At 75.0% G+C, this 13,942-nt stretch carries 8 protein-coding genes; 5 read left to right on the top strand and 3 right to left on the bottom strand.

The genetic code is table 11. The features are described 5' to 3' along the window. Positions 1 to 30 precede the first annotated feature (30 nt). The 3 genes from ACFWW9_RS42655 to ACFWW9_RS42665 are packed head-to-tail and all read right to left on the bottom strand — an operon-like array spanning position 31 to position 6,874. On the bottom strand, positions 31 to 1,185 hold the full coding sequence (locus ACFWW9_RS42655) for an AAA family ATPase (RefSeq protein ID WP_390388769.1): 1,155 nt from the start codon (positions 1,183 to 1,185) through the stop codon (positions 31 to 33). Then, positions 1,182 to 6,014 (bottom strand): hypothetical protein, encoded by a 4,833-nt coding sequence (locus tag ACFWW9_RS42660; RefSeq protein WP_390388770.1) that lies wholly within the window; start codon positions 6,012 to 6,014, stop codon positions 1,182 to 1,184. The genes ACFWW9_RS42655 and ACFWW9_RS42660 overlap by 4 nt, the downstream gene beginning before the upstream one ends. After that, positions 6,011 to 6,874, bottom strand: coding sequence for a DUF4132 domain-containing protein (locus tag ACFWW9_RS42665; protein ID WP_390388771.1), 864 nt, complete (start codon positions 6,872 to 6,874; stop codon positions 6,011 to 6,013). Before ACFWW9_RS42665 ends, ACFWW9_RS42660 begins: the two co-directional genes overlap by 4 nt. Positions 6,875 to 7,093: 219 nt before the next feature. Here ACFWW9_RS42665 and ACFWW9_RS42670 point away from each other — a divergent pair, with 219 nt between their 5' ends. The 5 genes from ACFWW9_RS42670 to ACFWW9_RS42690 form a co-directional block, all read left to right on the top strand. Further along, a complete protein-coding gene (locus tag ACFWW9_RS42670; protein ID WP_390388772.1) occupies positions 7,094 to 7,843 on the top strand; it encodes a BTAD domain-containing putative transcriptional regulator in 750 nt (249 codons plus the stop codon). Between the two features lie 64 nt (positions 7,844 to 7,907). Continuing rightward, positions 7,908 to 8,093, top strand: coding sequence for a DUF6229 family protein (locus ACFWW9_RS42675; protein ID WP_390388773.1), 186 nt, complete (start codon positions 7,908 to 7,910; stop codon positions 8,091 to 8,093). Between the two features lie 9 nt (positions 8,094 to 8,102). Beyond that, on the top strand, positions 8,103 to 10,940 hold the full coding sequence (locus ACFWW9_RS42680; RefSeq protein ID WP_390388774.1) for a type 2 lanthipeptide synthetase LanM family protein: 2,838 nt from the start codon (positions 8,103 to 8,105) through the stop codon (positions 10,938 to 10,940). Beyond that, entirely contained in the window at positions 10,937 to 12,802 is a 1,866-nt protein-coding gene (locus ACFWW9_RS42685) for an ABC transporter ATP-binding protein (RefSeq protein WP_390388776.1), read from the top strand. Before ACFWW9_RS42680 ends, ACFWW9_RS42685 begins: the two co-directional genes overlap by 4 nt. Beyond that, positions 12,795 to 13,942: FAD-binding oxidoreductase (locus ACFWW9_RS42690; RefSeq protein ID WP_390388778.1), on the top strand; the 1,148-nt coding region annotated here is incomplete at its 3' end. The genes ACFWW9_RS42685 and ACFWW9_RS42690, both read left to right, overlap by 8 nt.

The following is a 13,942-nucleotide window of genomic DNA, read 5'->3' on the forward strand; positions in this document are numbered from 1 at the left end:
AGGAAGTGCTTGCCCACCACGGTGGTGTTGTCAGGCGTCGAGGACGTCACGGAGTTCCCACATGCGGCGCCAGGTGCGGGAGCCGGACTCGGCTCGGCGCCGCACCGCGCCGTCCCAGTAGCCGAGGAGCCTGGCCGCGTCGCCGGGGTCGTCCTTGCGGACCACGCCCAGCAGGTGGCCGGGCAGGAGGGACAGCGGGTCGCGGTCTCCGGGGAAGTACGTGCCCGCCAAGCCGAGGGCGGTGGCGACCGAGACGGCTTCCGCGGTGCTCATCACCGTGGACGGCCGTTCGACCGCCCAGCCCTCCTCCGACACGCCGTTGCGGAGGTCGCGGAAGGCCGTGACCAGCGCCTCCAGCACCACGTCGTCGACCGCGAACGGGGCCTTGACGCGGTCCAGCGCCGAGGTGGCCTGCCTGCGGACCAGCGCGATCTCGGCGGCCAGGTCGCCGATCGGGCCGACGGCCTCGAAGTTGAACCGGCGCTTGAGGGCGGCGGACATCTCCGAGACGCCCCGGTCGCGCAGGTTGGCCGTCGCGATCACGGTGAAGCCCGGCGCGGCGTGGACCGTCGCGCCGTCCGTGCCGGACAGCTCCGGCACGGCGATGCGGCGGTCCGACAGGATCGACACCAGCGCGTCCTGCACCTCGGGCAGGCAGCGGGTGACCTCCTCGACCCGCACCACGGCCCCGTCGCGCATCGCGGTCAGCACCGGCGACGGGACCAGGGCCCGCGGGCTCGGCCCCTCCGCCAGCAGCAGCGCGTAGTTCCAGCCGTAGCGCAGCTGGTCCTCCGTCGTGCCCGCCGTGCCCTGCACGACCAACTGGCTGGTGCCGCACACGGCGGCGGCCAGCAGTTCGGACAGCATCGACTTGGCCGTGCCGGGCTCGCCGACGAGCAGCAGCCCGCGTTCGCCCGCGAGCGTCACGACGGCCCGTTCGACCAGCGCGCGTTCGCCGACGAACTTCGCGCTGATCACCAGCCGCGACGGCACGCCGTCGACCGACACGCCCTTCGGCAACGCCAGCGCGTCGCCGCCGCTGCCGACGATGTACGTGACGACGGCCCGCGGGGTGAGCCGCCAGCCGGGCGGCCGGAGGCCGTCGTCGTAGGCGGCGAGGAACGCCAGTTCGTCGCGATGGGCGTCCTCGGCGGGATCAACCTGCCTGGGGGCGGCGGCGGTCACCTGCGTCCTCCGGTCTTGAGCTCTTCGTAGGCGGGGGCGTCGCCGTCGAGCACGCGCTGCCAAGCGCGCGCGAACAGGGCGGCGGCGGGTTCACGGGGCGCGATGACCCCCGTGGGGGAGGTCGTGAAGCCGAACATCGGGCCCTTCCAGGACTCCACGGGCAGGTGCGGGGCACCGAGCGGCAGCCAGCCGCCGGGCAGGAACAGGGACCGGCCCGCCCGCGCGCGCTTCGCCGTGAGGACCAGGTCGGTCGCCCCCAGCGCGGCGCGCGCCTTCTTCAGCCGGGCGGGCTTCCACCCGGTCCACCGCGCCACGTTCGCGTCGGTGGGGTCGGGCATGGCCAGCAGTTGCAGGTACAGCGCGGCGGCGTCCTCGTCCAGGTCGAACCTGGCCGCCACCTCCGCCACCAGGTGGGGGACCGACACCGTCGGGTCCTGGTGGTAGGCCGCCGGGTCGACGCCCTCGGGCGCGGGCTGGGCGCACGCGGCGGCGAGGCCCTCGTCGGCCAGCAGGTCCAGCGCCTGGAACGTGCCGTGCGAGTACGTCATCTCGACCAGCGCGGTCAGCAGGTCGCGGTCCTGCGGGCCGAGCAGGCCGGGCCGGACGATCAGCCGGCAGTAGTTGTCGTTCACCCCGACCACGCTGAGCCACGGCCGGTGGTCGACGACCTCGCCCGACGTGGGCAGTTCCACGCCGAGCAGCCCGCTCACGTCCTCGCGCGACAGCCAGCTGCCGATCTCCAGGGCGAAACCGGGGTGCGCGACGCGCTGCCGGGCGAACTCCAGCGCCTCCGGCAGCCGGGCCCGCAGCGGCGAGCCGACCGGCAGCCGGTGGGCCAGCCACTGGAGCACCTGCGGCACGGCCACCAGCGTGGTGCCGAGGAACGCGTTGCGGTTCTTGTTCCGCAGCGACGACCCGTCGAAGCTCATGTCGGCGTCGGTCGTGAGCCACGAGGTGATGCTCGGGTTGACCACACCCGTCACGTACTCCGCCGTCTCCGACAGCGTCAGCCGCTTCGCGGCGTCGACCAGCACGTCGTCCGGCACCGGCACGCGCAGCCCGTGCTCGGCGGTCCACACCTCGGCGACGGCCTCCACGGCCGGGCCGGTCGTCCAGAGGCCGTCCGCGGCCTCCGGCACGATCGCGCCGATCAGCCGGTAGCGGTAGGAGGTGCCCAGCCGCCGGAGCCGTTCCTTGGCGGCCTTCGCGCCCGCCGCGGACAGGTCGAGCCTGCGCCGCTCCTCGGTGCTGAGGTAGTTCGAGTCCCACCGGTCGACGCCGGGCATGCCCGCCAGCAGCACCGTCGCCTCGGCACTGCCCAGACCGGTCCGCTCCACCAGCGCGGGCACGGCCTCGGTGAACCACGGCGCCGGTCCGCGCTCGGCGAGCACGTCCAGGAACCGGGTGATCCGCTCGCCCCCGAACGTCGGGGGCACCTCCTCGGACGTCTCCAGCGTCCAGCCGGTCGGCAGCGGGAACGTGCCGGGCGTGCGGGTGTACTGGACGCCCGCGAACAGGTTCGCCTCGTTGTGCCGCCACTTCTCCTCGAAGGTGGCGATGAACCCGTCGCCGACCGGCGTGACGCCGTGCAGCGGCTTCGGGGACTTGTTCGGCACGACGACGCCCACGGTGCGCCAGTGCCCCGTGCCGTCGGCCATCCCGCTCCCGGCGATCGACCGGAGCAGCAGCACGAGCGCGGCCCGGTGCTCCTCGGAGGTCAGCGGCGACGCGGCCCGGTGGGCGAGCGCGCCGAGCCTCGGCAGGTGCTCGTACCAGTCCGGGACGTCCGCCTGGGGCAGCGTCCGGAGCGCGGGCTTCGGTTCCGCCGCGACGGCCGCCAGCGTGGCGATCAGCTCGGGCAGGACCGTCGCCTTCACGTCGTTCGTGCTGCTGGAGCGGTAGCCGCCGAACCAGCCGAGCGCTCCGCTCATCTCCTGCTGGGTGACCACCGGTCCACTCGGGGCCAGTGCGGACAGGTCGACGGTCCGCGCCGCCTCGGCGACCTCGCCGAAGGCGCGGAACACGCGGAGCTGCCGCGCGGCCCGGCGGACCACGTCCAGGACACCGGCCAGCAGACCGGGGTGGGTGAGGCCGGGCAGCGCCTTCGTGACGGCGCGGGGGAGGTCGACGCCGCCACCGCTGCCGCCGACCAGCGCGGAGAGCCGGTCGCGCAGCGTGCGCTCCTTCTGCTCCTCCTGCTCCGCCAGGGCGGCGGCGAGCATCGCCTCCACGGCGGCGCGGGTGACCGAGCGCAGCGCGGCCGACCCGGCCTCGTCGCGGGGCTTGAACGCGTGCCACCAGTGCGTCGGCACCACGTAGGGCGTGCCCGCCGCGTACTGCGGGTTCGACTGCTCGACGGACACGCTGCCCAGCGCGGTGCCGGTCTCGTCCAGCAGCTCCACCGTGTTGTACGACTCGGCCAGCACGAGCTGGGCGCCGCCGGGCAGGGCGAGCAGGCCCTCGGGGCGACGGGTGCCCTTGGGCAGCCGGATCCGCCTGCCGTCGACCGTCTCGCCGAGCCAGGAGCCGTCCGCCTCGACGCGCACCCGCCAGCCGTGCAGGCCGTCGGCCGCGCCCAGCGGGCTGGACGCCGTCCCGGCCACCGCCGGGCGCAGGTCGCAGTGCGGCAGGGCGAGCGACGTGCCGTCCTCGGTGAAGTCCTCCAGGAAGCGCGGCAGGCTCGCCCGGCCCAGGTCGCCGGTGGCCGGGTCGACCTCGTGCCACCACCACTTCTGGTTCTCGCGGGCCCCGGTCCACACCGTGGTCCCGTCGCCGAACGCCCGTGCCGGGTCCGGGATCCGGGTGTCGCCGGGGTGCACGGCCCGCCGCCCGGAGAACCGGGCGCCGTCGGCCAGCAGGATCGAGGGCTCCTGGTCGTTGTGGTAGTAGCTGCGGTACTCGGCGCTGGGGGAGAAGATCCGGTCGGGGGCGTCGCTCCAGTACGCGTGCTCGCCCTCGTGGGTGCGCCAGCGCACCAGGAACACGCCGTCGAACCAGGACACCACCGGCGTGGACGTCCAGCCGTTGCCGGGGGTCGGGGGGATCCGCGCGACGTGCTCGGCGAGCACCCCGTCCGGGCCGACGGCGAGGAAGGTCCAGCCCCGGCCGATCACGATCGCGGGCCAGCCCTCGCCGGACACGACCACGCCGCCGTCCTTGGGCGTGCCGGAGGTGACCAGCTTGGCGAGGGCCTCCTCCAGCGCGGGCCAGCCGAGTTCGTCGACCAGACCGGTGCGCAGCGTCTTGAGCAGCGCGGCGGTGACGTCCGTCGAGGCGATCGCCTCGGCCGCCTCCGGCACGTCGGCGAACGCCTCGGGCAGCCGCACCACGGCCAGGTTCTCCAGCGTGGCCGCGAGCCCCGGCAGGCCGGTCGTGGCGATGGAGGAGGCGTTGCGGGTGATCCACTGCCGCAGCGCGGTGCGCAGGCCGGGCACGGCGAGCGAGGCCAGCAGCACGTCCGTGTCCGCGACGCCGTCGCGGGCCGTCGAACGGGCGTGCGCCACGACCCCGGTGCCCAGGCCGACCGAGAGCGACTCGGACGCGGCGAGCGCGGCGAGGTCGCGGCGGCCCGCGCCGTCGTCGGCGAGCCAGCCCGAAACGTCGTACTGCTGGTCGTCGCGGTCCGGCTTGGCGAGCGGCACGCCGTGCGCCGCCAGCAGGTCCAGCAGGTCCAGTTCGCTCTGCCGCCAGCCGCGCAGGGCGTGGACGGGCACGGCGTCGGCGGCGAGCCTGGCCGCCATCGCCTCCACGAGGGTCAGCAGCACCTCGGACCGGCCGACGCTGCGCCAGCCGCCGGAGCGGACGGAGAGCACGGACGACAGCCACTCGGCGGGCACGGTCGGGGCCTCGCTGGTCGGCCCGGTCAGCTCACGGGTGGCGCCGCACGCCTCCAGGACGCCGATCCACGTGTCGAGCGAGGCGGTGGCGGCGGGCACGAACGTCAGCAGCAGGTGGCGGATCTCGGTGTCGCGGGTGGCCAGCGAGATCAACGCGTCGCGGTAGGACTTCCAGAACGAGACCCCGGCGCGGCTCACCGACGGGCTGTCGAGGATGGCGCGCAGCAGGCGCTCGTCCTCGGCGGCGACGTCGAGCTTCGCGACCTTCGCCAGCCTTCGCAGGTCCTCGGGCATCCCGGTGTACGGCGGCAGGCCGCCGCGGGTGCGCTCGACGCACAGGGTCAGGAACAGCTCGTACGCGGAACCGCCGTCGTGCTTGCGCGCCAACCCCTTGGCGTGCGCCGACAGGGCCTTCGCGGTCAGCGCCCCGGCGAACGCGAACTCCAGGAACACGTCGCGCGTGCGCTCGGGGTCGACCTGGAGGTCGTGCACCTCCTCCGCCTCGCGGGCCTTGCCGAACATGCTCGCGGCGTACGTGGGGTTGCCGTGCTCCAGGAAGATCCGGCCCGCCTGCTCGTAGAACGTCGGCAGGAAGTGCGGCGCGGACCGGCCGAGCATGTCGCCGAGCGCGGTGAACCCGTCCTTCGCCGCCCCAGCGCGGGACCGGGCGGTGCGGGCGAGGCGCTCCACGTCCTTCACCAGGTTGAGCGCGTGGTGGGAGTTCGCCGGGTCGTTCACCAGCGCCCACGCCGGGAAGCCGAGCGCGCTGCGCTTGCCGGTGCCGACCTTGGCGACCTTCACGGGCGCGGAGAACCCGAGGTACTCGCCCGTCAGGTCCTCGGCGCGGCCGAGCACGGCGGGCACCAGCCGCACGACCACGCGGTCGTCGAGACCGGGGTGCGTGTAGTGGCGGGCGGTGATGGTGTCGCGGTCCTCACCTGCGGCCTGCGTGCCGGGCAGGACGGCTCCGGCGGCGATCAGTGCCTTGCTCATGGTGCTACCACCGCTTCCTCGACGACGCGACCGGCGTGGATCGCCGAGGCCATGCGCATTCCCTCGGACCACGCGACCGGTCCGACGTCGACCAGCGGCACGGTGGTTCCGTTCTCCTGGGACCAGTGCAGGTCACCGGTCCAGGTCTCGCCCTCGGGGTAGTCCGAGCCGATCCAGTACCGGGCCTCCACGACCCGGCCGTCCTCGAACGCCGAGTACACCGCGTCGCCGCCGCGCACCGGGTAGCCGAGCGTGCGGCACCGGCCCAGCGCGTGGTTGAGCTGCTCGAACTTGCCGCCCGAGAAGTCGCTCACCGAGTGGCCGGTCGGCAGCTTCTCCGGGCGCGCGAACGTCTGCCGGAACAGCTGCTGCGCCTTCTGCTCCACGCCCAGCTCCGCGCCGAACTCGCGCAGCTCCTCCAGGTCCTCCAGCAGCACCGGGTGCGGGATGGACACGACCTCGGGCCGCATCCGCACGGTGTCGCCGTCCAGCGTCACGACGCCGAGGCCCTTCTCCGCGTCGACGTCCCGCAGGAACCCGGTCTGGAGCCCGCTCCCGTCATCGGCGGTGACCACCAGGTCGCGCAGCGCGCTCGCCCACGCGGAGTCCGCCCACACCTCGGTGAGCAACGCCGCGGGCACGGGCAGTGAGCGGACCATCCAGCCGTCCACGGCGGACAGGCACTCGTTCTCGTGGCGCGCCAGCCACTCGGCGAGTTGGCGCAGCTGCACCACCTGCGGATCGTCCTTGATGGACGCGGGCGTCGAGGAGAGCAGCTTTCCCTTGCCGTTGCGGCACTGGACCTTGCCGTTCTCCGCGAGCCGCACCTGGTACCCGGACGCGGCGTCGAGCCAGCCCACGGTTCCTCCTGCGAATCGACTTCTTGATGACGAGCGGGAGGGTAACGACGGGCACCGACAATTTTCGCCGCTCGCCCTCTTCGCAACCTCCGCGTGATCCCCCGAACGGCTCCGAAGCGCTCGTCCGGGACCGTGTATCTGCGGCCCGTCGATCCTCTCATAGCTGTTCGGAGGTCTTCCGGATCTCCGTCCACAGTGGACTTACGGACGGTGTGGCGAATGGCGGTGCTCGTGCTCGGCCGACCCGCGGTCCGCGCGGGCGGCGTCGTGCTGCGGCCCGCGCGGCGGATGGCCCGCGTCCTGCTGGGCATGCTCGCGCTGCGGCCCAACCGGCGGCTGAGCCTGGAGTGGATCGTGGACGGCCTGTGGCCCGAGCGCCCGCCCGCGTCCGCCGCCGCGAACGTCCGCTCGCACATCGCGGCCCTGCGCGGCCTGCTGACCCCCGGCGACGACGGGACGGCGATCGAGACGCTGGACGACGGCTACGCGCTGGTCACCGGCCGCACGGGCGTGGACGCGCTGTGGTTCGAGCACCTCGTGCACGAGGGCCGCCGCCGCCGCGGCACCGGCGAGGACACGGAGGCGGCTCGGGTGCTCGCCGAGGCGCTGGGGCTGTGGCGCGGCGACCTGCTGGAGGGCGTGCCCATCCCGGCGGCCGTCCAGTCGCGCGCGGTCGTGCTCGACGACCTGCGGATGTCCACCACGGAGGAGCTGGTGGACGTCCGGCTCGCGCTCGGCCACCAGCGGGACCTCGTGCCGGTGCTCAAGGGCCTCGTCGTCGAGCACCCGCTGCGCGAGCGGCTGTGGCACCAACTCCTGCTCGCGCTCGTGGCGACCGGCAGGCGCGGGGAGGCGATGGACGCCTACCGGCGGCTGTCGGTGCTGCTGGACGTCGAGCTCGGCGTCCGGCCGAACCCGGCGACGACGGCGCTGCTCGACCTCATTCGGCACACCGGGCTCGACGGCTGACGTGTATGCGCCCGTGTATGCGGGCCGTGCCTAACGTGCCGTCTCCCACGACGAAGGGAGAACCATGACCACCATGGCACTGCTCGACGCGGAGGAGACCGTAGCCCGCTGGCGGGCCGGGCTCGACGACAGCCCGGCGGGCCCGGTCTTCGCGAGCGGCGAGTTCGCCGAGGGCGACATCGTCGCCTGCAACCCGCCCGGCAGCCGCTGCTCGGCGTGCACCGCGTCGCGCCCCGTCTTCTGCTGCTGATCACGGCCGATGACATCCGACGAGGTCGGCGCGCTCGACCCCACCCTGGAATGGCTCGTCGGCCCGGCTCTGGACCGACTGGCCGACCACCTGGCCGAGATCGCCGACCTCGCCGCCGTCGAGGCGGAGGCGCTGGTCCACGCCACCCGCGCGGTCCTGCTGGACGCCGTGCGCCGGAAGGTGAACCGGCTGCTGGTGCTGGAGCTGAACGGGGCCCGCGTCACCGGGCGGCTCACCGCCCCCGACCCCGAGGGCCGCTGGGACGAGTTCGTCCGCGCCGCCTCCGACCCCGCGTTCTGGCACGACCTGACCCGGCACTACCCGGCGTTGCTCGACCGGCTCCGGGTCGTCGTCGACAACCGGTGCGCGGCGGCGCGCGCCATGGCCGAGCGGTTCGCCGCCGACCGTCCCGCGTTGCGCGACCTGCTGGGCGCGGACGCGGGGGAGCTGCTCGCCGTCGAGATCGGCGCGGGCGACAGCCACCGCGGCGGCCACACGGTCGCGCTGCTGCGCTGCGCGGGTGGGACCGTCGTCTACAAGCCGCGGCCGATGGAGGTCGACGCCGCCCTGTCCGGCCTGCTGGCCCTGCTGACCGACGGGCGGGAGCACCCGATCAGGGTGCCGAGGGCCCTGGTCCGCGACTCCTACGGGTGGGCGGAGCACGTCGGCCACCGCTACTGCGCCGACGACGGCGAGCTGGCCGCGTTCTACCGGAACCTCGGGCACTGGCTGGCCGTGATGAGGCTGGTGTCCGGCACCGACCTGCACGCGGAGAACATCATCGCGTGCGGTCCCGTCCCGGTCGTCGTGGACTGCGAGAGCGTGTTCACGCCGCTGCCGCCGCACCCGCCGACCGGCGCGGGCGAGGCCACCGACCGGGTCGCCGCGATGCTGAACGGCACCGTCCTGCGCACCGGTCTGCTGCCCGGCCGGGGCGCGGGCCTGGGGTGGCGCGGGGTGGACGGGTCGGCGATGGGGATGCTGCCCGACCAGCAGCCGGACGTCGGCCTGCCGGAACTGGTGGGCGCGGGCACCGACCAGGCCCGGATCGCGATCGTGCCCCAGCAGCTCCGGCCGACGGAGAACCTGCCCGCTCCGAGCCCTCAGCTCGGCAGGCACTGGGGCGGCGTGCTCGCCGGGTTCGACGAGATGGCCGCCCGGATCGACGACCTCGACCGGGCCGGTGAGCTGGAACCGGCGCTCGCGGTGTTCGCGGACTGCGTGGTGCGGGTCGTCGTCCGGGACTCCGAGGCCTACACGGAGCTGGCGCGGATGCTGTGGCACCCGGTCGGCCTGCACGACCAGCCCACCGCCGAGCGGAAGGCCGAGGCGCTGCTCGCCCGGCACTCGCTCAACACCAGGGGACCGGCCGAAGGGGCAGTCCACGCCGCCGAGGTGGCCGAACTCCTCGTCGGCGACATCCCGGTGTTCACCACGACCCCGGCCGAGGGCTGGCTGCACACGCCCGCGGGCACGGTGTGCGGGCCGCGCGTCGACCAGGTCGCCGCCGTCCTGGCCCGGTGGCGGGCGGCGGACCTGGGCCTGGAGCGGCGGGTCACCCGCGCCGCGCTGGTCAGCGCCTACCTCAACCAGGGCACCGAGCCGGACCTGCGGCGGATGACCCCGCCCCGGCCCGACGTCACCAACCTGGACAAGCGGCGGCGCGGACTGGCCGCCGACCTCGTGCGCGAGGTGCTGGCCGAGTCCGTGCGCGGCGACGACGGCACGGTCACCTGGTTCGCGCCGGTGCTGGACCGGTCCGGCTGGCAGACCACGCCGCTGACCCCGGACCTCTACGGCGGCACGCTCGGCGTCGCGGTGCTGCTGGCCGGTTACCTGCACGAGGTGGCGGCCGGGCGCGCGGACCGGGTCGACGGTGTCGCCGAGGCGCTCGACGGCACGCTGCGCACGGCCCGCCTCACCCAGCGGTGGTGGGCCGAGCAGGCGACCCACACCCGGCGCAGGCCGGACCCGGCGGGCGGGTACATCGGCCTCGGCTCGCAGGTGTGGTGCTGGCTGGCGCTGGACCGGCTCGGCCACGACGCCGTGGCCGACGCCCTGTTCCTGGCCGAGCAGCTGCCCGCGGCGATCGACGCGAGCGAGGGCCCGGACCTCGTCGTCGGCACGGCGGGCGCGATCGTGCCGTTGTTGCTGCTGGCCGACCGCACGCGGGACGACCGGTGGACCGACCTCGCCGTGCGCACCGGCGACCGGCTGGTCGCCGACGCGCTGCGGCCCGCGCCCGGCCAGGCCTGCTGGTCGGTGCCGAACTGGCCGGGCGGCATCGGCGGCTTCGCGCACGGCGCGACCGGCATCGGCTGGGCGCTCGCCCGGCTGGCCGCCGTCACCGGCGAGACCCGGTTCGCCGCGCTGTCCGACGCCGCGGCCGCCTACGAGGAGACCTGGTACGACCCCGGCCGCCAAGGCTGGCGGGACCCGCGCGAGCCGTCGTCGCTGGTGGCCGCGTGGTGCCACGGCGCCGTCGGCGTCGGGCTGGCCGCCGCCGACCTGCTGGCCAGGGACCGGCGGTCGGTCGCCGACCGGCACGCCGACGTCCTGCGTCGGGCCGCCGCGTCCGCCGTGCGCGACGGGCTCGGCTGGACGCACACCCTGTGCCACGGCGACCTGGGCGTGTGGGAGCTGCTGGTGGCGGCCGGGCACGACCGGGCGGAGCTGGACGCCCTGGTGCTCGGCGGCGTCGAGGAGCACGGGACGACGACCGGGCTCGCCCGCGAGGTGTACTCGCCGAGCCTGCTGTCCGGCTCGGGCGGCGTGGCCTACCAACTGCTGCGGATGCACCCGGACAGCGACCTGCCGTCCGTGCTGCTGCTGGGCGAGGGCCCGTGACCGATCCGCGCGACGGGGCGCTCAACACCCCGCACTGGCAGCTCGACGAGTCCGCGCCCGGTGCGCCCCGACGGGTCCTCCGCGGCCTGCCCGCCGTCACGTGGCCGGTCCTGCGGATGATCCGCGACGCCGCGCCCCGGCCCGCGGCGCTGATCGCGGTGATGCAGGTGTGCTCCGGGCTCGCGGCGGCGTTCGGGCTGTTCGCGACGGCCGGGGTGCTCACGGAGCTGCTGGCGGCGGGGCCGACCGCGGACCGCGTGGTCGCCGCGCTGCCGTCGTTGCTGCTGGTGGGCGCGGCTTATGGCATCCGAGGGGCGCTGGACGTCGGGGTCGCGCACGCCCACGCCCGGATCACGCCCGCCGTGCGCAGGCTGGCCGAGGAACGGCTGTACGCGGCGAGCCTCGGCGCGGACCTGGCCTCGTTCGACGACGCCGGGTTCCACGACCGGATGCACCGGGCCCGCGACCGCGGGCTGTTCTACCTGGAGCGGTCCACCGACAACCTGGTCGAGCTGGTGGGTTCGGTGTTCGGCATCGCCGCCGCCGCGGGCAGCCTCGGCGTGCTGCACCCGATCCTGCTGCCGGTGCTGCTGCTCGCGGTGCTGCCGGACGGGTGGGCGGTGCAGCGGTCGGCGCTGCTCGCGTACGCCAGCATGGGCAGGCTCGTGGCGCTGGACCGGCGGGTGCAGATGGTGTCGCAGCTCGCGACCGAACGCGAGTCCGCGGCCGAGATCCGGGCCTGCCAGGCCGAGCCGTTCGTGCTGCGGGAGTACCGGATCGTCGCGGACCCGTTGCGGGACGAGGACATCCGGCGCGGGGTGGCGCAGGCGCGGGTGCGCGGGATCGGCCGGGCGCTGGCGGGTCTGGGCCTCGCGGCCACCTACGTCGTGCTCGGGCTCCTGGTGCGCGCGGAGTGGGTGCCGCTCGCCGTCGCGGGCACGGCGGTGATCTCGATCCGGGCCGCCACCACGGCGTTGAACCGGTTCGTGCTCGCGGCGAACCAGTTGGTGGAGCAGGGGTTGTACGTCGGCGACTACCTGGCGTTCCTCACCGCCGCCGCGGTGCCGCCGCGGCCCGCGGGCGTGGTCGCCGACCCGCGCCGGGTGCGGCTGGACCACGTCGTGTTCTCCTACCCGGAGAGCCCGGACACCCGACCGGCGGTCCGCGGCGTGTCGATGACCGTCGAACGCGGCCAGACCATCGCGCTGGTGGGGGAGAACGGGTCCGGCAAGACCACGCTCGCGAAGCTCATCGCCGGGCTGTACGCGCCCACGTCCGGGAAGGTCTGCTGGGACGGCCGGGACGTGCGCGGGCTGGACCGGGCCGGGGTCGCCGCGCGGGTGATGATGGTGTTCCAGGAACCGATCCGGTGGCCGCACACCGCCCGCGCGAACGTCCGCGTCGGCAGGCACGACCGGGTCGACCCGGCGGACGCGGCGCTGGGCGGGGCTGCGCTCCAGGCGGGCGCGGACGAGGTCGTGGAGCGGCTGCCCGACGGGTGGGAGACGTTGCTGTCCAAGCAGTTCCGCGGCGGGCTTGAGCTGTCCGGCGGCCAGTGGCAACGGCTGGCCGTCGCCCGCGGCCTGTTCCGGGACGCGCCGCTGCTGATCTGGGACGAGCCCACCGCGCCGCTGGACGCGAAGGCGGAGTTCGCGGTCTACGAGTCGCTGAGGACGCTGGCCGCCGACCGCACGGTCGTGCTGATCACCCACCGGCTCGCGAGCGTCCGGCACGCCGACCGCATCTACCTGATGCACCAGGGGGAACTGGCCGAGCAGGGCACGCACGCCGAGCTGATGGCGCTGGGCGGCCGGTACGCCGAGCTGCACGACCTCCAGGCCAGGATGCACGCCGATGCTTGACCTCGTGGAACCCGGCGACCCCCGGTACTCGTTGTCCCGCAACCAGTTCATCGGCCGGGCGGTCGAGGTGCTGCCCAGGGCCGTCGCCCGCTGCCGGGGCGCGTCGGACGTGGCCGAGGCGCTGACCGCGGCCCGCCGCCACGGCTGGGCGTTCGCGGTCCGCGGCGGCGGCCACAGCAACGCCTGCCACTCCAGCACCGAGGGCCTGGTGCTCGACCTGTCGCCGGACGACTCGATCACCGTGGACGGCGGCCGGGTCACCGTCGGCGGGGGCGTGCGGACCGGGCGGCTGGCCGCGCGGCTCGCGGCGACGGAACGCCTGGTGCCCGGCGGTTCCTGCCCGTCGGTCGGGGTGGTCGGGGCCGCGCTCGGCGGCGGGTTCGGCAGCCACGGCAGGCTGCACGGCCTGACCTGCGACCGGCTCCTCGCGGCCGAGGTCGTGCTCGCCGACGGCCGGGTGGTCGTCGTGGACGCCGACCACGAGCCGGACTTGTTCTGGGCGTTGCGCGGAGCGGGCGCCGGGAACTTCGGCGTCGTCACCAGCGCCACCTTCGAGACCGCGCGGGCCGCCCCGCGCACCCACGTCCGGCTGGCGTGGCCGGTGACGCACGCCCCCGAGTTGATCGCCCGCTGGCTGGAGTGGGCGCCGTTCGCGCCCGACGACGTGGCTTTGGAACTGGTGCTCCTCGCACCCGACTACCTGGAGGACGAGCCGACCGTCGTGCTGATCGGCGCGGCCTCCCCGGACGCGCTCGCGGAGTTCCTGGCCGGTGTCGACGCCGAGCCGGTCCTGACGCAGGTCGAGCACCTGACCGCGGCCGAGGCCGTGCTACTGCAAGCGACCCCGGCCTCCGCCGTCGCGCACGACCCGGTCGGCCTCCCGCTCGTGCACGACCGGCCCGGCATGTGCGCGGCCAAGACCGAGTTCTTCGTCCGCCCGCTGCCGGAGCGGGCCGTGCTGGGCCTGCTCGCGTGGTTCACGGAGGGCCGCGTGCACGGCGAGCTGCGCGAGGTCGCCTTCACGCCGTGGCGCGGCGCGTACGGCCGGGTCCCGGCGCACGCCACCGCGTTCGCCCACCGCGACGCCGCCTACCTGGTGAAGCACACCGTCCTCGTCGGGCCGGTGGGTGCGGCCCGACG

This window comes from Umezawaea sp. NPDC059074, assembly GCF_042738955.1.
Lineage (GTDB): Bacteria > Actinomycetota > Actinomycetes > Mycobacteriales > Pseudonocardiaceae > Umezawaea.